At 64.2% G+C, this 19,065-nt stretch carries 15 protein-coding genes; 8 read left to right on the forward strand and 7 right to left on the reverse strand.

Annotation, left to right across the window (positions count from 1 at the left end; genetic code table 11):
- Positions 1-330: 330 nt before the first annotated feature.
- From AC1DYO_RS30385 to AC1DYO_RS30415, 7 genes are all read right to left on the reverse strand, one after another.
- On the reverse strand, positions 331-1,572 hold the full coding sequence (locus AC1DYO_RS30385; protein ID WP_477268124.1) for an MFS transporter: 1,242 nt from the start codon (positions 1,570-1,572) through the stop codon (positions 331-333).
- Between the two features lie 137 nt (positions 1,573-1,709).
- Positions 1,710-2,831, reverse strand: coding sequence for an aminotransferase class I/II-fold pyridoxal phosphate-dependent enzyme (locus tag AC1DYO_RS30390; RefSeq protein ID WP_477268126.1), 1,122 nt, complete (start codon positions 2,829-2,831; stop codon positions 1,710-1,712).
- Between the two features lie 242 nt (positions 2,832-3,073).
- Positions 3,074-3,538 carry a Ros/MucR family transcriptional regulator gene (locus AC1DYO_RS30395; protein ID WP_477268128.1) on the reverse strand — a complete coding sequence of 155 codons (465 nt, stop codon included), beginning with the start codon at positions 3,536-3,538 and terminating at the stop codon, positions 3,074-3,076.
- A gap of 214 nt (positions 3,539-3,752) precedes the next feature.
- Positions 3,753-4,457, reverse strand: a complete 705-nt coding sequence (locus AC1DYO_RS30400; protein ID WP_477268130.1) for an ROK family protein — start codon at positions 4,455-4,457, stop codon at positions 3,753-3,755.
- A 14-nt stretch (positions 4,458-4,471) separates the two neighbouring features.
- Entirely contained in the window at positions 4,472-5,848 is a 1,377-nt protein-coding gene (gene zwf, locus AC1DYO_RS30405) for a glucose-6-phosphate dehydrogenase (RefSeq protein WP_477268132.1), read from the reverse strand.
- A 23-nt stretch (positions 5,849-5,871) separates the two neighbouring features.
- Positions 5,872-6,885, reverse strand: a complete 1,014-nt coding sequence (gene gnd / locus AC1DYO_RS30410) for a phosphogluconate dehydrogenase (NAD(+)-dependent, decarboxylating) (protein WP_477268134.1) — start codon at positions 6,883-6,885, stop codon at positions 5,872-5,874.
- A 32-nt stretch (positions 6,886-6,917) separates the two neighbouring features.
- The gene (locus tag AC1DYO_RS30415; protein ID WP_477268136.1) at positions 6,918-9,329 is read right to left on the reverse strand and encodes a glucan 1,4-alpha-glucosidase; all 2,412 of its coding nucleotides are present in this window, start codon (positions 9,327-9,329) and stop codon (positions 6,918-6,920) included.
- Positions 9,330-9,532: 203 nt separating this feature from the next.
- On the opposite strand from AC1DYO_RS30415, the gene AC1DYO_RS30420 reads away from it, so the two are divergent.
- The 8 genes from AC1DYO_RS30420 (at position 9,533) to AC1DYO_RS30455 (ending at position 18,829) form a co-directional block, all read left to right on the forward strand.
- Positions 9,533-10,546 (forward strand): substrate-binding domain-containing protein, encoded by a 1,014-nt coding sequence (locus AC1DYO_RS30420; protein ID WP_477268138.1) that lies wholly within the window; start codon positions 9,533-9,535, stop codon positions 10,544-10,546.
- A 48-nt stretch (positions 10,547-10,594) separates the two neighbouring features.
- The gene (locus AC1DYO_RS30425; protein WP_477268140.1) at positions 10,595-12,064 is read left to right on the forward strand and encodes an ATP-binding cassette domain-containing protein; all 1,470 of its coding nucleotides are present in this window, start codon (positions 10,595-10,597) and stop codon (positions 12,062-12,064) included.
- 1 nt (position 12,065) lies between these two features.
- Complete coding sequence (locus AC1DYO_RS30430; RefSeq protein ID WP_477268141.1) at positions 12,066-13,043, forward strand: ABC transporter permease; 978 nt, start codon at positions 12,066-12,068, stop codon at positions 13,041-13,043.
- A 2-nt stretch (positions 13,044-13,045) separates the two neighbouring features.
- The gene (locus tag AC1DYO_RS30435; protein WP_477268143.1) at positions 13,046-13,993 is read left to right on the forward strand and encodes an ABC transporter permease; all 948 of its coding nucleotides are present in this window, start codon (positions 13,046-13,048) and stop codon (positions 13,991-13,993) included.
- 127 nt (positions 13,994-14,120) lie between these two features.
- A complete protein-coding gene (locus AC1DYO_RS30440; RefSeq protein ID WP_477268145.1) occupies positions 14,121-15,146 on the forward strand; it encodes a BMP family protein in 1,026 nt (341 codons plus the stop codon).
- A gap of 175 nt (positions 15,147-15,321) precedes the next feature.
- Positions 15,322-16,833 (forward strand): ABC transporter ATP-binding protein, encoded by a 1,512-nt coding sequence (locus AC1DYO_RS30445; RefSeq protein ID WP_477268147.1) that lies wholly within the window; start codon positions 15,322-15,324, stop codon positions 16,831-16,833.
- The gene (locus AC1DYO_RS30450; RefSeq protein WP_477268149.1) at positions 16,833-17,888 is read left to right on the forward strand and encodes an ABC transporter permease; all 1,056 of its coding nucleotides are present in this window, start codon (positions 16,833-16,835) and stop codon (positions 17,886-17,888) included. Before AC1DYO_RS30445 ends, AC1DYO_RS30450 begins: the two co-directional genes overlap by 1 nt.
- Positions 17,885-18,829 (forward strand): ABC transporter permease, encoded by a 945-nt coding sequence (locus AC1DYO_RS30455; protein ID WP_477268151.1) that lies wholly within the window; start codon positions 17,885-17,887, stop codon positions 18,827-18,829. The genes AC1DYO_RS30450 and AC1DYO_RS30455 overlap by 4 nt, the downstream gene beginning before the upstream one ends.
- Positions 18,830-19,065 lie beyond the last annotated feature (236 nt).

Consider the following 19,065-nt stretch of genomic DNA (forward strand, 5'->3'; position numbering starts at 1 on the left):
GGCAAGCCAGCCGGCCGATCGACGGGGTCGACCGCCCGCGTCGCGATGCAATTGCCCATTCCCTGGGGTGTCCATTTGCGTCCTCGCTCGCTGGACCCGGAGGTCGGTTGATCCGCTTCTACGCTTAAGGCTTCTCGTCGAGATCAGAGCACTGCAGTGTTGTGCATGGCAACATGATCATTTTCCATGTGGGCTGAAATGTCCACCCTGTGGCTGCCCCGCCACCTGGCTAGTTCGTCCCAGAACCGGACCGTCCGCTACCGGCCCATCTCGGCCGTTGTCGGCGCAAAACTGATTTGGACCGAGCGCCGGATCCAGCGGCTTACTCAATCAGTTGCGGCTGTTGAGATGCCGCACCCGGCGTAGCTGTGGAAACAGCACCGCCCATAGGCCGGCGACGGCAATCGCCCCGATGCCGCCGATCACCACCGCCGGCACGGTGCCGATCAGCGCCGCCATGGTGCCGGCGCGGAATTCGCCGACTTCGTTGGAGGCGCCGACGAAGACCTGGTTGACGGCGTTGACGCGGCCGCGTACCTCATCCGGGGTCCACAGCTGGATCAGCGTCTCCCTGATATAGACGCTGAACATGTCGGTGGCGCCGAGGCCGGCAAGGGCCAGGATCGACAGCCAGGTGATGGTGGAAACGCCGAACAGCACGGTGAAGGCGCCGAACCCTGCGACAAAGCCGAGCATGATCTTGCCGGCATTGTCGCGCAGAGGGTGCCCGGCGAGCCAGACCGCGACACAGATGGCGCCGATGCCAGGTGCCGAGCGTAAGAGGCCTAGGCCCCAGGGGCCGAGCTCCAGAATGTCGCGGGCATAGACCGGCAGCAGCGCCGAGGCGCCGGACAAAAGCACGGCGAAGAGATCGAGCGAGATGGCGCCGAGCACGATCTTCTCGCTCCAGATGTAGCGGAAGCCGGCAAACAGCGTTTCCATCGTCGGCTTGTCGGTGGCGCTCTGCTGGGCGGGTTTGGGAATGGTGAAGATCAGCAGACCGGCCGCCAGCATCAGCACGGAGGCAGTGGCGTACGCGGCTTCGGCCGAGACGCCATAGAGCAGGCCTCCGGCGACCGGGCCGACGATGGTTGCCGTCTGCCAGGCGGATGAGTTCCAGGCAATCGCATTGCCGAAATCCTCCGGCGGCACCAAATTGGCGAACAGCGACGACGAGGCCGGTCCGTAAAAGGCGCGCGCCATGCCAAACAGCGCCAGTACGATGAAGATCGGCAGCGGGCTGACGAGACCGCGCAGCGTGAAATACAGGAGAACGAGCGCACAGCCCGCCTCGGTCACCGTCGCCAGCGCCATGATCAGGCGGCGGCCGAAGCGATCGGCGACGACACCGGTGACCAGCACCAAGAGCAGCGACGGCAGAAACTGGACGATGCCGACAATGCCGAGATCGAAGGGGTCGCGCGTCAGATCATAGATCTGCCAGCCAACGGCGACGGACACGATCATGGTGGCGAAGGTGGTGAGGAAACGCGCTGCCCAGTAGCTCAGGAAGGAGCGGTGGCGGAAAGCGGCGTAGCGCTGCTCTGGCGGCGTATGGGAATGGGATGTCATGGATATGGCCCCGTTTACTTGGCATTAGCCGGCGGGGCACTTCCCGAATGGGCGCTGTTCCGGCCAATGAGACTTGATCAAAGTTCGGGGCGCGTATGCGGTAAAATCGGGCCTGGATCAAGCGGTTTTCAACCCGACTATCCAATTGCACGCGGAAGTTGTTGCCTCAGCGCTGCCGAGATGGCTTCGAGACCGCCCTGCAATTCCGCCTCTTTAGGCCAGCCGAAACCGACTCGGAAAAACCGCTTCGGCATGTCGAACCAATGGCCGGGGCCGACATAGGTGCCGTGGCTTTCCAGCAAATTGACGTAGAAACGGTCGAGGTCGAAGCTCGCGTCGACATTCAGCCTGGGAAAGCCGACGACGCCACCTTGCGGCCGCACCCAGTCGACCAGCGGCTCGCGGTCGATCCAGGCCTGGACGATGTCGCGGCGCTTGGCCATGTCGGGCAACAGTGCGGCCAGGAAAGCGTCGCGGCGCTCCAGCATGCCGCGCGCAATGCCTTCGTCGATGACGCTGCCGCAAATGCCGATCTGCTCCTTGGCGGCGAGGAACCGTTCCTGCAGTTCCGTATCCCTGGTGATCAGCCAACCAATGCGGATGCCGGGAATGCCAAAGGCTTTCGACAGCGACGAGACGCTGATCGCCTTGGGGCTGAGAGAAGCCGCCGCCGGCAGGCGCTGTCCGTAGGAGAGGTCGCGATAGGTCTCGTCGACCAGCAGATGGCTGTTGCGGCTTTCGGCGAGCGCAATCAGCGCATCGAGATCGGCCCGGTCCATCATCGTGCCGGTCGGATTGTGCGGGCAGGTGACGCTGATCAGCTTGGTGTTCGGCTGCAGCTGTGCGGCGACGCGGTCGACATCGACGGCAAAACCTTTGTCGAAATCGAGATCGACATAGGAGATGGCGCAGCCGATCGCCTTCGGGGTTTCGATGTTGGTGGCATAGTTCGGCCTGACGACGACGAGATGGTCGCGCTCGGACAAAAGCGAGGTCGAGATGATGAACAGGGCGCCCGCCGCCCCGGCCGTCACCAGCACGTCGTCAGGCGATATGCCGGAATCCTGCGCCGCGATCAGCGCCCGCAGCTCCTTGTCGCCGCGATGCTCGCCGTAGAACAGCGTCAGGTCGGGCAGCGACAGGCCGATGTCGGAAAGTTTCTGGTCGGCGATCGAGCTTTCGGAGAGGTTGAAGCGGATGCGGTCGTAACCGTATTCCTCCGGCGCCTCTTTCTCGATCACCATTCTGGCGTAGTTCATGGCCGCTCCCCCAAAGTCCTGACATTTCAGAGGTACAAGCCATAAAAGCACGAAGCCTGCCAAGAGCCGGATGATTTCAGGTCTGTTCGACCTGAAATCTGAATCCGTCTCTAAATCAAAGAGAGAGCATGATGTCGTCCGAAAACCGCTTCGCACTTTTCGGCATCATGCTCTAGCTCATTCGCCGGCAGGCTTCTGTTCCAGTCGTCCAAACTGTTGGCTCAGCGCCGAGCCGCTGATGATCAGGCCGGGACCTTGGCCTTCCGGCCCTTGGCTTTCGCCGGTGCGGCCGCGGCGGCCTTGCGGCCGAGGCCGATCGACTTGGCAAGCTCGGAGCGCGACGCCGCATAGTTGGGGGCAACCATCGGATAGTCGGCCGGCAGGCCCCATTTGGCGCGGTAGGCTTCCGGCGTCAGGTTGAAATGGACGCCGAGATGGCGCTTCAGCGATTTGAACTTCTTGCCGTCTTCGAGGCAGATGATGTAGTCCGCCGTCACCGACCGCTTGGGATTGACGGCTGGGACCTGCGGCGGCGCCACTGGAGCCGGCGGCTGGCTGAGCCCGCCGATCGACGCCGCAACGCTGGCGATGAGATCGCTCAGGCCGGCAACGGGCAAGCGGTTCTTCTCGACGTAAGCGGACACGATATGGGCGGTTAGTTCGAGCAGGTCGATGTCCTTGTCAGAGTCGTTGCTGTCGTCGGCCAATTTATCTCTCCGTCGCTAGGGGGGTGGCGGAAACTTCCAGAGCTGTCCCGGCGGAGCCAGAAATCCGCTCTAGTCATTTGTCTTGCTGCATTTGTACGGTTGCGCCAGATGATTCCATCCGGTGCAATCGCTCTAATCGCCAAATCTGCGTAACGCAATGACTTCGTGTCGCGCTACACGTCATTTTGAACAACTATACTGAATCTTAATACTATCAGACGATGAGCGCCCTGTCGCGCCATAGTCGAAAGCCACCTTCGAAAGCGCGCGTATTGTCGCCGCGCCTGGACTTGGCGGGCAATTCATCCAGCCTGTCGACATTGCCGCCGCCGATGACGATGTAATCCGGCTGCAGGGCCGCACGCAGCCGATCGACGACGTCGAAGACGTATTTGCGCCATTTCTTCTTGCCGTATTTCTCCAGGCCGCGCTCGCCGATATAGTCCTCGAAACTGCGGCCCTTGCGGTAAGGCAAATGCGCCAGCTCCATCGGCTGGCCGACATTGTCGAGGATCATCGCCGCGCCGAGGCCGGTACCGAGGCCGAGGAACAGCATGCGTCCGCGATCGTAGCTGCCGATCGCCTGCAGCAGCGCATCGTTGACGACCTTGACCGGCTTGCCGAAGGCGGCTGCGAAGTCATAGCCGTCCCAGCCCTTGCCGAGATTGGCGGGATCGAGCGACGGCTTGTTGTTTCTGACAGGGCCGGGATAGCCCATCGAGATCACATCATAGGCCAGCCCCTCGGCAAGCGTCTTCACCGTGGCGACCATCTGCTGCGGCGTCAGGTCCGGTCCGGAATCGGCGCGGCGGGGCTCGCCGCCGGCGCTGGTGAGGATCTTAACATGCGAGCCGCCGACATCGATCGTCAGCACGATCGGTTCGGCCTTGGCCGTCGCGGGCCTGGCTGCCTTGGCCATGTCGTCTCCCCCGCTCACTTGGCCGGATTGATCCAGCCGTTCGGCGGCCCGAATGAGGCCATCGCCTCGGCCGGTCCCCAGGTCTTCGGCTCATAGATGTGCGGTGGCGTGGTGTCGCCGAGCACCGGGCCGACGATGCGCCAGGCCAGCTCGCTGGCGTCCTGGCGGGTGAACAGCTGGCCGTTGCCGTTCATGGCGTCACCGATCAGCCGCTCATAGGGCGGCATGTCGCCCTTCGAGTCGTCCAGCGCGGTGAGTTCGACCTGCTCGCCGACCATGTCGTCGCCGGGGGCCTTGCGCTGGGCGCCGATCGAGATCGCCACCTGCGGATCGATGCGGAAGCGGACATAGTTGGCGTCGCCCGGCTTGATCGGATCGAAGACATCGAGCGGCGGCCGCTTCAGCCGCACGATCACCTCGGTGACATGCACCGGCATGTTCTTGCCGGTGCGGATGAAGAACGGCACGTCCCGCCAGCGCCAGGTGTCGACCATGAAGCGCACCGCGGCAAAGGTCTCGACCGGCGAGTTCGGCTTCACGCCGGGCTCAGAGAGATAGCCTGTGAACTGGCCACGCACGACATCGTCCTTGGTCAGCGTGCGGATGGCGCGCAGCACCTGCACCTTCTCGTCGATCAGATCGTCGGCGGAGCGGCCGACCGGCGGCTCCATGGCCAGCAGCAAAAGGATGTTGAGCAGATGGTTTTCGATCACGTCGCGGATAGCGCCGACATCGTCATAGAATTTGCCACGGCCCTCGACGCCGAAATCCTCGGCCATGGTGATCTGCACGCTTTCGACGAAGTTGCGGTTCCAGATCGGCTCAAGGAAGGCATTGGCGAAGCGGAAATAGAGCAGGTTCTGGATCGCTTCCTTGCCGAGATAGTGGTCGATGCGGAAGATCGACTGTTCGTCGAACACCAGATGCAGCACCCGGTTCAGCCAGCGCGCCGATTGCAGATCGTGGCCGAACGGCTTTTCCACCATCAGCCGCGCGCCATGTGCGGTGCCGGACTGTTCCAGGCCCTGGACCACGGTTTCGAACATGGTCGGCGGCACCGCCATGTAGTGCAGCGGCCGCTGCGCCGAGCCGAGCGCGGTCTTCAGCTTTTCGAAGGTCGCGCCGTCGCGATAGTCGCCGCTGACATAGCGCAGCAGATTGGCGAATTTGGCGAAGACCTTTTCGTCGATCTTGCCGACGGCGTTGACGATGCCATCGCGGGCGCGCGCCTGCAATTGCTTGATGTCCCAGGCGTCGAAGGCGACGCCGATCACCGGCTCGGTCAGCGTCCCCTTGGCGACCATCTGGTAGAGGGCCGGAAATATCTTCTTGTGGGCGAGGTCGCCGGTCGCCCCGAAGAGCACCAGCGTGTCGGACCGTTCCGGGCTCATTTTGCGCGTCTCCCCTGCCGCTTTCACTTGCCGGCCTTCGGCTTTTCGACATGGCCGCCGAAGGCATAGCGCATGGCCGACAGCAGCTTGTCGGAGAATTCGGATTCGCCTTGCGAGGAGAAGCGGTCGAACAGCGCCGAGGACAGCACCGGCGCCGGCACGCCGGTGTCGATCGCCGCCTTTAGCGTCCAGCGGCCTTCACCCGAATCCGAGACGCGGCCGCCGAACTGGGCAAGTCCCGGGTCGCTTTTCAGCGCGCCGGCGGTCAAATCGAGCAGCCAGGAACCGATGACGCTGCCATGGCGCCAGACTTCGGCCACCTGCGGCAGGTCGATGTCGAACTGGTAGTATTTCGGGTTTTCCAACGGACTGGTCTCGGCATCCGCGGTGCGCTGCCTTTTGCCGGCATTGGCCGATTTCAGGATGTTCATGCCTTCGGCGTAGGCGGCCATGACGCCATATTCGATGCCGTTGTGGATCATCTTGACGAAGTGACCGGCGCCGCTCGGTCCGCAATGCAGATAGCCGAACGGTGCGGTTCCGCCCGCCTTGTCCGGTGTGGCGCCGGCATCGGCGCCGGGCGCCAGCGTGGCGAAGATCGGATCGAGATGTTTGACCGCCGTGTCGGGGCCGCCGATCATCAGGCAGTAGCCGCGCTCCAGGCCCCAGACGCCGCCGCTGGTGCCGACATCGACATAATGCAAGCCCTTGGGAGCGAGTTCGGCGGCCTGGTCGACGGCGTCGCGATAGTAGGAATTGCCGCCGTCGATGATGATGTCGCCGGGTTCCATCAGCGCCGCGACCTGGTCGGCGATCTTGCCGGTGATCGCCGCCGGCAGCATCAGCCAGGCGCTGCGCGGCTTGGACAGCTTGCCGACGAACTCCTCCATCGAGGCGGCACCGATGGCGCCGTCGGCAACCAGGGCGGCAACGCTTGCCGGGCTGATGTCGTAGACGACGCATTCATGGCCGTCGCGCATCAGGCGGCGCACCATGTTGGCGCCCATCCTGCCCAGTCCCATCATTCCGATCTGCATGGTCTTGTCCTAGTCGCTGGAGGAAAGGAAAACTATGTGCGAGCTGGTTCTTCAATGTCCACGGTGAAGTCGACATTCTCCCAACGGTCGCCGTCGGGCCAGAAAAAAGTGAAGACGATCGTGTTACCTGGCGGAATATCGGAGCTCGGCAAATCCGCCAGATGAACGCCAAGCGCGTTTTCGGCGGTGCTGATTTCATAGGTGGTCTGCCAATGGTCGCTGCTCCAGCGGATCAGCGCCGGCTGCAGCAGTTCCACGCGCAGCGTCTTGCCGGCATCCACGGTGCGTAGCCTGTTGTTGAAGCGCCATATCCGCAGCGGCGAGCCGGTCTTGCCCTCGATGTAGCGCTTGACGCCTTGCGGCGGCATGTCGAAGACGGCGCCGTCACGCAGCGAGCGCAACAGCTTGATGTGTTCGGAATGTGCCCAGACCAGCGGCATGGCGCTGCCCGACGGCTTGCCCAACCACAATTCGCGCTCCGGCAAATCGGCGCCGTCCCAGACCTGTTCCGGCAGCAGCCCGCCTTGCCCGGCGGACGCCTCGAATGTCCTGAGCAGGCCTGCCGCATTGTCCTTGTTTCCGGCGGCCAGCTCGTAATGGGCGCGTTCGCCGGCCAGCAATGGCCATGGCCGGCCCTGACCGGTGCCGTCGAAAGGCGCCCCGTCGGCGTGCTCGCCATAGCCGTCGCTGGTGTAGCGGTACCAGAGAGGTCCCCGCGGCAAGTCGCAGCGCAGTTGCGCGTCGATGATCTTGACCGTGTCGACGATGCGCGGATCGTCCGCGGCCCTCAGGCCGAAGCGGACCAGCGCCAGCGCGTCCGGGCTGACGATCGCCTCGGCGGGCTTGTCGGTATCGCCCGGCGGCCGGTTCTTGATCGGCACGAAACCGTCCTTTGGTGACGCCGCCTCGGCATCGTCAGCCGGCGCGATGCGGACATAATAGCCGTCGACGCCGACCTTTTGGCACTCCGGTGTGCCGCAGACATAGGTCCAGGGCTCGATCTGATCGTTCCAGCAGTCGGCAATCTCGCGCAAATAGTTAGCCGGCTCTGGCCTGCCGAAAACGTCGAACAGATCGGCGGCACCGAGCAGTGCCGAAATTTCGACGGCGAGTGTGAACGGGCTGTAGCCGGAATCTTCTTCCCAGCGGTCCTCCCCGGTGACTGGGCCGTTGCGCACGACATAGGACGCCGCCTTCTCGATCATCGGCATGAATGCCGCGAGTTTAGCGCGCTGCAGGTGACCGGCGCGGTGCAGCGCATCGGCAAGCAGCAGCGGAAAGGCGCATTCGTCCATCTGGATGCCCGGCCAATAGGGCGATCCGTCCAGCCACACATTTTGTGGCCAGTGGCCATCCGGCTGCTGGATCGAGCGGAGATAGGTGAGGATTTCCAGCGCTTGTCCGGGATCGCCGGCGGCCAGAAAGCCGCCCGCGGTTTCGACAAGGTCGCGCGGCCAGACAAGATGATAGCCGCCAAGGTCGTCGTCGCCCTTGCTGAACCCCCAAGGGATCGAGAGGTTGGCGACGGCCGCACCGGGCCTGGCCAGCGACAGGTGTGTCGCCAGCACCGCGGTGCTGACGCGGTAGCTGTTGAGGCCGGATGCATCATGGCGGTCGAGCGGCAGCAGGCCGGACTGCCATTTTCGCCATTTCGCGACATAGGTCCTTGCCGCAGGCTCAAAACCGCGCTTCAGGCTGGCGGCGGCGTGTTCGGCGGCTTCGTATGATGTCGCGCCAAAACCGAGCGCCAGCAAGACCTTGCTGTTGCCTGAGGAAAAGCCGATCTCGCCGGTCAGCGCGACATTGCCGTCCTCGGCCCTTTGGCAGGCCGGATCGAGCCGGCCGTCGCGGTTGAGCTGCTGCCAGCCGTCGGAAAAGCCGACATAGCCGGCGGAGCAGTCGCCCCAGGGCAGCGATGAGGCCAGCGCCAGGCAAACACCGCGCCCTGACGCGAACAGCATCGGCTTGCCCTTGTGGTCGCCGACCCAGGCGGTGTTGCCCATGCCGGCATTGACCAGATGTGGCGCCAAAAGCGCGTAGACCCGGTAGTCAGCGGCATTACCTTCGAGCGCCGTAAAACTGGTTTCCTGTAAAAGAGCCGGGCGCGCCGGATCGGCCAGGATGCGCTTTTCGATCCGGTAGCGGGCCGTGGTGTTGACCAGCCGGTAGGCGGGCACGCCGTGCTCGAATGGCTCGATGACGTGCATGGCGTCGCGCTTCTCCTCGGAGAACCAGCCGCCGGGGCCGGTGACCAGCAACCCCATGTCGCGCGTGCAGGCGCTGTCGAGGCCGGGATAATAGACTTCGTTGACGATGCCGTGGCTGAGCGTGAACCAGACACGGCTCGCCGGCGACAGCGCCGCGCCAACGCCGCTCTTGGCGCTCGACGTCCAGCGCGCCGGAATTCCGGGCGCGCCTTCGGCTAGGGTCGGCGTCGCTGCCATGCATGGTCTCCTGGACCCTTCCCTAGACCAGCATAGGAAGGCTTTTCAATCATCGCACCTGAAGTTGATCGGCAAAGCGTCATCGATCGCAGTTGACAAGCGCGTCCATCTGCAATTGTCTGACAATAGATAAAAAACAGGATGCGAACGCAACAATCATCAGCAGCAGTCGACAAATCTGACAACCAAGGGAGGAATATCATATGAAGAAACTGCTCGTTCTGAGCGCTCTGGCGGCAATGCTTGCCTCGGGCACGGCACTGGCCGACACCAGCGGCAAGAAGATCGCCTTCTCCAACAATTATGCCGGCAATTCTTGGCGCCAGGCGATGCTCGACAGCTACGGCATCGTCACCAAGAAGGCGGTCGCCGACAAGGTGGTGGGCGCCGCCGACATCTTCACCACGGCCGACAAGGAAGTGCCGACCCAGGCGGCCCAGGTGCAGAACCTGATCCTGCAGGGCTATGACGCCATCGTCATCAATGCCGCCTCGCCGGATGCGCTCAACGGCGCCATCAAGCAGGCCTGCGACGCCGGCATCGTCGTCGTCTCCTTCGACGGCACCGTCACCGAACCTTGCGCCTACCGCGTCGTCGTCGACTTCAAGGACATGGGCAAGCAGGAAGTCGAGCAGATGGCCAAGTTCCAGCCCAAGGGCGGCAATCTGCTGGAAATCCGCGGCCTTGCCGGCACCTCGATCGACGATGCCATCCATGCCGGCATCCTCGAAGGCGTCGCTGCCCATCCCGAGTTCAAGATCGTCGGCTCGGTGACCGGCGACTGGGACCAGACCACGGCGCAGAAGGCGGTCGCGACCATCCTGCCGTCGCTGCCCGACATCGCCGGCATCGTCGACCAGGGCGGTGACGGCTATGGCGCAGCACAAGCCTTCGCCGCCGCCGGCAAGCCGCGCCCGACCATCATCATGGGCAACCGCCAGGACGAGCTGAAATGGTGGAAGGAGCAGAAGGAAAAGGACGGCTACCAGACCTGGTCGGCGTCGATCGCGCCGGGCGTATCGTCGCTCGCCTTCTGGGTGGCGCAGCAGGTGCTTGATGGCCGCACCGACATCCCGCACGATCTGCTGGTGCCTTATCTCGCCTTCACCCAGGACGATTTCGAGGCAGCGCTGCCGAAGATCAAGGAAGGCGGCGTCGCCACGCACGAATACACACAGGAAGACGCCCTCGCGGCGATCAAAGCCAATATCAAGTGATGCTTTGCATTCATTGCCAGTGGCATGATCGACCGGATATCGTTGGGCATGCCTGAGGCCAATACGGACATCATCAGACTGAACGGCGCCGAAAAACATTTCGGCGCCGTTCGGGCGCTTAACGGCGTCGACTTCCATGTTGTATCAGGCGAATGCGTCGGGCTGGTCGGCCATAACGGCGCCGGCAAGTCGACGCTGATGCATATGGTGGCCGGCACGCTGCGGCCCGATGGCGGTGAGATCGCGGTGCGCGGCAATGCGGAAATCGACTACTCGGTGGCGCGCGCGCTAAAACTCGGCATACGCTGCGTGTTCCAGGAACTGTCGCTGTGCCCCAACCTCAGCATCGCCGAGAATACGCGCATCAATCATCCGGCGCTGACCGGCTTCGGCTGGCGACGCAAGGCGGCGGCTCTCATCGCCGCCAAGCTGGACGAAATCTTCCCGGACCACGGCATCTCGGCTGACGACATTGCCGGCGATCTGTCCATCGGCCGGCGGCAGATGGTCGAGGTGGCGCGGGCCTTCACGGTGACGGGCGATCCGCTCGAACTGGTCATTCTCGACGAGCCGACCTCTTCGCTCGACGCTCACACGGCCGGCCAACTGCTAGCCTTCGTGCGCCGTTTCGTCGCCGGCGGTGGCAGCTGCATCCTGATCTCGCATGTGCTGGGCGAGGTGCTGCAGAATGCCGACCGCATCGTGGTGATGCGCGACGGTAAGGTGGTCGCCGCCGACGCCGCGAAGGCCTTCGATCGCGACAGGCTGGTGGCGACAATGGGAGGCGCGGAAGCGCGCGAGAAGATTGCGGCGAAGATCGCCGCCACGAGGCCCGCCGCCGGCCCACTTAGGGTAAGGGCACGGCCAGAGCGGCAGCAAGACGGCAAGGAGCTCGTCGCGCATGCCGGGGAGATCATCGGCCTTGCCGGGCTTGCCGGCCATGGCCAGACGGATTTGTTGCTGGCGATCTTCAAGGCCGCCCAGCGCGCCAGGACCGGCATAGAGGTGACCGCGCCGGTGGCGCTGGTGGCCGGCGATCGCCAGTCGGACGGCATCTTTCCGCAATGGTCGATCGCGGAAAATATCGGCATCCGTTCGCTGGCGCGGTTGCAAAAAGGGCTGCTGATCTCGCCGCAGCGCGAGGCCGAGCTTGCCGAGTTCTGGAAGCAGAAGATCGGCATCCGCACGCCTGACATGGCCAACAACATCTTTTCGCTGTCGGGCGGCAACCAGCAGAAGGCGCTGTTTGCCCGCGCGCTCGGCTCGGATGCCGAGATCGTGCTGATGGACGACCCGATGCGCGGGGTCGACATCGGCACCAAGCTCGAAGTCTATGACCTCGTGCGCGAGGAAGCGGCGAAGGGCCGTACCTTCCTCTGGTACACCACCGAGACCGAAGAGCTCGACAATTGCGACCACATTCACGTCTTCAAGAACGGCCGCATCGTCGCCAACCTCAGGCGCGACGAACTGACGGAGGAAAAGATCATCCAGTCCTCATTCGGCGATGCGGCCTGAGATGACGGCAATCGCTCCCGGCACGACCCCAAGTTCCTCGCCGCGCAGCAGTGCTGCCCGTGCCCGCCTGCTGCGCAGCCTGTTGCCGGCGCTGTCGTTGGCGCTGGTGCTGCTCGCCATTGCCTGGCTCAACCCGCGCGCCATCAGCTATTTCGGCTTCAGCCTGATGCTCAACCTGGCGATCCCGATCGCGTTGGCGACGATCGCGCAGATGTTCGTCATCGCGGGCAATGAGCTCGATCTGTCGATCGGCACCTTTGTCGGTTTCGTCGGCTGCGTCACCGCGACATGGTTGAAGGATGCGCCGCTGCTCGGCGTGATTGTCCTCTTAGGCGCTATCGGCGTCTATGCGCTGCTTGGTGCGCTGATCCATCTGCGCAATTTGCCATCGATCGTGGTGACGCTGGGCATGAGCTTCGTCTGGCAGGGGCTGGCAATTCTGGTGTTGCCCAAGCCGGGTGGCAAGGCGCCGGACTGGCTGCTGTCGCTGATGTCGTTCAAGCCGCCCTTCATTCCGTTCCCGATCATTGCCGCGCTGGTGATCGCGGCGGTCGTGCATTTCGGCCTGATGCGCACCTCCTATGGCGTCATCCTGCGCGGCTCCGGCGGCAATGCGGCGGCGCTGCGGCGCGCCGGCTGGTCGCTGCTCAGGACCAAGATCGTGCTGTTCGCGCTGACCGGCTTGTTCGGCGTGCTCTCCGGCATGGCGCTGATCGGCATCACCACGTCGGCCGACGCCAATATCGGCAATGGCTACACGCTGCTGGCGATCGCTGGCGTCATTCTCGGCGGCGGCGAATTTGTCGGCGGCCGGGTGTCACCGATTGGCGCCGTGCTCGGCGCGCTGACGCTGGCGCTGGCGGCGTCACCGCTGCTCACCTTCATGCACATCCCGCCGGATTGGCAGGTCGCCGCCAACGGCGCCATTCTGATCATCGTGCTGGCGGCTCGGGTGCTGATCAGCCGCAGGGAGAGGTAGCGATGACATTTGTGAAATCGCTAGCCGCCAAACCCTGGATCTGGTCGTTCCTCGGCGCGCTGCTGGTCTGGCTGGCAACGATCTCCTTCACCGGCGGCTACGGTGGCGGCGGCATGGTCACGGCGGCACTGTCGCTGGCGGTGTTCACCGTCATCGTCGGCGTCGGCCAGATGTTCGTCATCACACTTGGTCCCGGCAATGTCGACCTGTCGCTGCCGGCCAATATCGGGCTCGCCAGCGCCGTCGCCATGAAGGTGATGGATGGCAGCGATTCCATGATCGTTGTCGGGCTAATTGCAGCGCTCGCCTGCGGCGCGGCGATCGGCGCCGTCAACTATCTGCTGATATGGGCACTCAGGATTCCGCCGATCATCGCCACGCTGTCGGCCAGCTTCATCATCCAATCGATCGATATCAGCTACGGGCGTGGTCTGCAGATCAAGCCGCCGCCGGGCTTCGCCGATTTCGCCAACTGGCAAATCCTGGGCATTCCGGTGCTGGCGATCCTCACCGTGCTGTTCACCATCGGTGCTGCCATCGCACTGCAGCGCATGATCTATGGCCGCTCGGTGCTGGCGATCGGCCAGAACATCCGTGCGGCGTGGCTCGCCGGCGTCAATGTCGGCCGCACCCGCTTCCTCACCTACACGCTGTCGGGCGCGCTTGGCGGCATCGATGGCGCGCTGCTCGCCGGTTATTTCCGCGGGGCCAATGTCGATATCGGCAATGAGTACCTGCTGGCCTCCATCGCCGTCGTCGTCATCGGCGGCACCTCGGTTGCCGGCGGCAAGGCCAATGTTCCCGGCGTCTGGGGCGCGGCCCTGTTCCTGGTGCTGCTGTTGACCATGCTCAACACATTCGGCGTCAGCGCCGGCGTTCGCCTGTTGCTGACCGGGCTGATCATCGTCGGTGTCATCACCGTAGCCGGTGGCGAAAAGGCAGTACGCTAGGGCCGGCTTCCGCCAGCGACACCCGCCAAATTTGACCATGTGGACAAAAGTCCACACCCGTTCCATAGTTCCGCGTCTGATTTCAGAACAGCCGGCTCGACACGGCTGTCAAACAGAGGGGCACTTGATGGAAAACCGGAAAAACAAATCTCAATCGACAGGCCTGTCGCGGCGCAACGTACTGGAGCTCGGCGCGCTCGGCCTGGCCGCGGCCATGCTGCCAGGTGCAGCTTTCGCCAAGGACAAGAAGCTGAAGGTGGCGGCGATCTTCGCCACGCCGATCGAGGAGCCGTGGGACAACCAGATCCACGTCGCTCTGCAGAAGGCCGAGAAGGAACTCGGCATCGAATACAAATGGTCGGAAAAGGTGCAGACCGCCGATTTCAGCCGCGTCATGCGCGAATATGCGCAGGGCGGCTACCAGCTGGTGCTGGGCGATGCCTTCGCCGCCGAGCGTGAATCGCGCCGCACGGCAAAACAGTTCCCGAAGACCGCCTGGCTGTTCGGCTCCGGCGCCGGCCCGGCCGAACCCAATTTTGGCGTCTTCGACAACTGGATCCACGAGCCGGCCTATCTCTCTGGCATGATCGCCGGCAAGATGTCGAAATCGGGCACGATCGGCGCTGTGGCGGCGATGGGCATTCCGGAGGTGAACCGGCTGGTCAACGCCTTCTTTGCCGGCGCCAAAGAGGTCAATCCCAACATCAAGAAGAAGGTCGCCTTCATCGGCTCGTTCTTTGATCCGCCCAAGGCCAAGGAAGCGGCCGTCGCCCAGATCGATGCCGGCGTCGACGTCATCTATGCCGAGCGCTTCGGCGTTATCGAGGCGGCGGTGGACAAGAAGATCCTCGCCATCTCCAACATGTCCGACCAGTCGAGCCTCGGCCCCGACACGGTCATCACCGGCCCGGTCTGGGACATGTACCCGACGGTCGAGCAGGCGATCAAACTGGTCAAGGCCGGTGTCTTCACCGCGCAGGACTACGGCGATTTCTCGCGCATGGCCAAGGGCGGTTCGTTCCTGGCGCCCTACCACAAATTCGACAAGACGCTGCCGGCCGAGGTCAAGGACCTGGTCGAGAAGAAGAAGGCCGAGATACTCGAAGGCAATTTCCGCGTGGATGTCGACGAGAACACGCCGGTTTCGGATTAGAGCCAGCGGACCCCTCCCCCTCGAGGGGAGGGTGGCCCGCAGGGCCGGGTGGGGTCCTCCGCGAAGTGCTCCATCCTGCTAAGTCATAGGTTGAGGCAGTTGAGGCGACCCCACCCGCCTCGCTTCGCTCGGCACCCTCCCCTCGAGGGGGAGGGGTATCTCCGCAGGAGCATCCTTGTCCGCCCCTCTCATCGAAATGCGCGGCATCACCAAGAGCTTCGGCGCCGTCAAGGCGAACGAGGCCGTCGATCTCAGCGTCGCGCCGGGTGAAATTCTCGGGCTGCTGGGCGAGAACGGTGCCGGCAAGACGACGCTGATGAATGTGCTGTTCGGCGCCTATGCGCCGGATGCCGGCGAGATACTCATCCTGGGCAAGCCGGTGCGGATCACCAGTTCGGCCGATGCGCTGGCCGCAGGCATCGGCATGGTGCACCAGCATTTTCACCTGGCGCCGCGGCTGACGGTGCTGGAAAACCTTTTGATCGGTATATCAGGCAAATCCGGCCGCATCGACCGCGCCGGCGGGCTTGCCCGGTTGTCCGACATCAGCCGCCAGCACGGGCTGACGCTCGACCCCGATTTGCCGGTCTCGGCGCTGTCGGTCGGCGAGCAGCAGCGGCTCGAAATCGTCAAGGCGTTGTTTCGCGGAGCGAAACTGTTGATCCTCGATGAGCCGACCGCGGTGCTGGCGCCGAGCGAGGTCGACGGGCTGTTTTCGGCGCTGCGCTCGATGGCGGCGCAAGGCCTCGGCATCATCTTCATCTCGCACAAGTTGAACGAGGTGCGGGCGCTCACGCATCGCTGCACGGTGTTGCGGCATGGCCGCGTCGCCGGCCGCGTCGACGATCCGGCCAACACGACGTCAGCGGCAATGGCGCAGCTGATGTGCGGCCATGAGATCGTGCCGCCGGCAAGAGGGCCATCGACGCCGGGTGCAGCGGTGCTGACGCTCGATGGCATTTCCACGTCGCGGCACTCGGGCACGCTGCTGCGCGATGTGTCGCTTGCCGTGCGCGCCGGCGAAATCCTCGGCATTGCCGGCGTCTCCGGCAATGGCCAGCGGGCGCTGGCCGAGGTGATTTCCGGCACACGGATGCCTGATGCCGGCGCGATGACGATAGCCGGCAAACCGGTGACGCGGTTCTCACCGCGCGAGGTGCAGGCGCTCGGCCTCGGCCGCATCCCGGAAGACCGCATGACTACGGGGCTGGTGACCAATTTGCCACTCGCCGATTCCATGGTGCTGCCGCGCATCGGCACGGCAGCGTTCAGCAGCAAGGGCCTGCTCAAGCCCGACGCAATCCGCGCTTTCGCCGAAGAGCAGATCAAGGCCTATGATATCAGGTGCCCCGGGCCGATGACCCGCGCCGGCGCGCTGTCCGGCGGCAATCTGCAGAAGGCACTGCTGGCGCGTGAACTCGCCTTCGACCCGAAGGTGCTGATCGTGTCGCAGCCGACGCGTGGCCTCGACATCGGCGCCGCCCGTTTCATCCACGAAAAGTTCCTCGACATGCGCGCCAAGGGCTGCGGCATCATCGTCATCGGCGAGGATCTCGAAGAATTGCTCGTGCTCTGCGACCGCATCGCGGTGATGTATGAGGGCCGCATCGCCGGCACGCTGGATAGCGCCGACGCCACGATCGCGCAGCTTGGGCTGTTGATGACCGGGGCGGAGGGCCAAAGCTGATGTTCCGCCTGGAAGCCCGGACGTCAACGCCCGCCTGGTTCAATTTAGCCCTGCCGCTGCTGGCCATCGGCGCCACGCTTGTCCTATGCAGCGGCCTCATCGCGCTGGCCGGCGCCGGCGTTCTCGAAGCCTATGGCGTGATGTTCACGGCCTCACTTGGCGACAGCTATGCCATCACCGAAACGCTGGTGCGTGCAGCCCCGATGATCTTCACCGGGCTGGCGGTCGCCGTCGCCTTCCGGGCAAAGTTCTGGAACATCGGCGCCGAAGGCCAATTGCTGGCCGGCGCGGTCGCCAGCTGCTTCGTCGGCGCCATTCCGATGCCGGGCGCGCTCGCCATGCTGTTGATGGCGCTGGCGGGTGCAGCGGCCGGTGCGGCTGTGGCGCTGGTTCCCGCCACGCTGCGGGTCAAATTTAGGGTCGATGACGTCGTCAGTTCGTTGCTGCTCAACTCGGTCATCTACTACGCGCTGATGGCGCTGATCGAAGGGCCGTGGAAGGACTCCTTCAGTGGCTATCCGATCTCGCCGCCGATCGAGGATTCGGCGAATTTTCCGGTGCTGCTCGAAGGCACAAGGCTGCATCTCGGCGTTATTGCTGCGCTGGTCGCCGCACCCCTGATCTGGTTCCTGATCGTGCGCACCACGCTCGGCTTTCGCATCCGGGTCACCGGCGAGAGTCCCGAAGCCGCCCGCTATGGCGGCATCCATGTCGAGCGGGTGCTGATCTCGACGGCGCTGCTGTCGGGCGCGCTGGCCGGGCTCGCCGGGGTCGGCGAAGTCGGCGGCGTGCATTTCCAGGTGATGAGCGACATCTCGCCGGGCTACGGCTATTCCGGCATTGTCGTTGCCATGCTGGCACGCCTCAATCCGCTCGGCGTCGTGCCGGCGGCGATTTTTCTGGCCGCCGTGATGACCGGGGCGGAGGCGATGTCGCGCGCCACCGGCGTGCCCGCCTTCCTCAGCGATGTCATCCAGGGCACCGCATTGCTGGCCATGCTGGTGGCGCTGCTGTTCACGGCCTATCGCATCCGCCGCGTCGGAGCCGGTTCATGAGCGCGGTGTTCGAACAGATTTTTCAGGTCGGCTTCCTCGCCGCCATCATCCGCATCGCCACGCCGCTCGCCTTTGCCACGCTCGGCGAAATGTTCTCCGAACGGGCCGGCGTGCTCAATCTCGGCATCGAGGGCATCATGCTGCTCTCGGCAATGACCGGCTTCACCGCCGCCAGCCTGAGCGGCAGCCTGTGGCTCGGCATATTGGCCGCGGTGCTGACCGGCATGCTGATGGGCGCGCTGCACGCACTGTTCACGGTGGCACTGGGCTTGAGCCAGCATGTCTGCGGCATCGGCGTCACCCTGTTCTCGTCGGGGCTCGCCTATTTCCTCTACCGGCTGATCTTTGGCCAGCAATCGGTGCCGCCGAGCATCAAGGGCTTTCAGACGCTGCCGATCCCGTTCCTGTCCGACATTCCGGTGCTGGGACCAGCGGTGTTCAACCAGTTTGCGCTCGTCTACATGGCGATCATCGCCATCCCACTCGCCGCTTTCGTGCTTTACCGCACGCCCTGGGGGCTGTCGGTGCGCATGGTGGGCGAAAATCCGCGCGCTGCTGATTCCGCCGGCGTCAGCGTCATTGCCACGCGCTTTCAGGCGGTCATTCTCGGGGGCGCGCTGATGGGGCTCGCCGGTGCATTCCTCACCATGGCCCAGTTCAACGCCTTCACCTTCGGCGTCGTCTCCGGACGCGGCTGGGTTGCGATTGCGCTGGTCGTGTTCGGCCGCTGGGACCCATGGCGCTCGGCGGGTGCCGCGCTGCTGTTCGCCTTCGTCGATGCCTTGCAGCTGCGCATGCAGGCAAGCGGGCTCGGCCACATCCCCTACGAGGCGTTCCTGATGCTGCCGTTCATCTTCACCATTGTCGCGATGGCCGTGATGTCGCGCAATGCGGTGGCGCCGTCAGCGCTGCTGAAGCCGTTTCGGCGGGAAGAGCGGTAGCAAGGCTTGGCATCATTTCCTCTCCCTCCGGAGGGGGGAGAGGTGGCGCTGCGAAGCAGCGACGGAGTGGGGGAACCACTGGCAACCGTCGCCAATGGATGCGCAAGAATCCTCCTGCACCGCGCCAAGTGTCGACCCCCACTCCGTCGAGCTGCGCTCGACACCTCTCCCCCGATCGACGGGGTAGAGGAAGGGCGCCAAGCTGTCCCTGGGGCGAAGAACCTGGACCTTGGGAT

This window comes from Mesorhizobium sp. P2_F5 (assembly GCF_056403715.1).

Coding starts and splice junctions, on each gene's coding strand:
- AC1DYO_RS30385 (WP_477268124.1), bottom strand. CDS start 1,572: ATGACATCCCATTCCCATACGCCGCCAGAGCAGCGCTACGCCGCTTTC.
- AC1DYO_RS30390 (WP_477268126.1), bottom strand. CDS start 2,831: ATGAACTACGCCAGAATGGTGATCGAGAAAGAGGCGCCGGAGGAATAC.
- AC1DYO_RS30400 (WP_477268130.1), bottom strand. CDS start 4,457: ATGGCCAAGGCAGCCAGGCCCGCGACGGCCAAGGCCGAACCGATCGTG.
- zwf (WP_477268132.1), bottom strand. CDS start 5,848: ATGAGCCCGGAACGGTCCGACACGCTGGTGCTCTTCGGGGCGACCGGC.
- gnd (WP_477268134.1), bottom strand. CDS start 6,885: ATGCAGATCGGAATGATGGGACTGGGCAGGATGGGCGCCAACATGGTG.
- AC1DYO_RS30415 (WP_477268136.1), bottom strand. CDS start 9,329: ATGGCAGCGACGCCGACCCTAGCCGAAGGCGCGCCCGGAATTCCGGCG.
- AC1DYO_RS30420 (WP_477268138.1), top strand. CDS start 9,533: ATGAAGAAACTGCTCGTTCTGAGCGCTCTGGCGGCAATGCTTGCCTCG.
- AC1DYO_RS30425 (WP_477268140.1), top strand. CDS start 10,595: ATGCCTGAGGCCAATACGGACATCATCAGACTGAACGGCGCCGAAAAA.
- AC1DYO_RS30430 (WP_477268141.1), top strand. CDS start 12,066: ATGACGGCAATCGCTCCCGGCACGACCCCAAGTTCCTCGCCGCGCAGC.
- AC1DYO_RS30435 (WP_477268143.1), top strand. CDS start 13,046: ATGACATTTGTGAAATCGCTAGCCGCCAAACCCTGGATCTGGTCGTTC.
- AC1DYO_RS30440 (WP_477268145.1), top strand. CDS start 14,121: ATGGAAAACCGGAAAAACAAATCTCAATCGACAGGCCTGTCGCGGCGC.
- AC1DYO_RS30450 (WP_477268149.1), top strand. CDS start 16,833: ATGTTCCGCCTGGAAGCCCGGACGTCAACGCCCGCCTGGTTCAATTTA.
- AC1DYO_RS30455 (WP_477268151.1), top strand. CDS start 17,885: ATGAGCGCGGTGTTCGAACAGATTTTTCAGGTCGGCTTCCTCGCCGCC.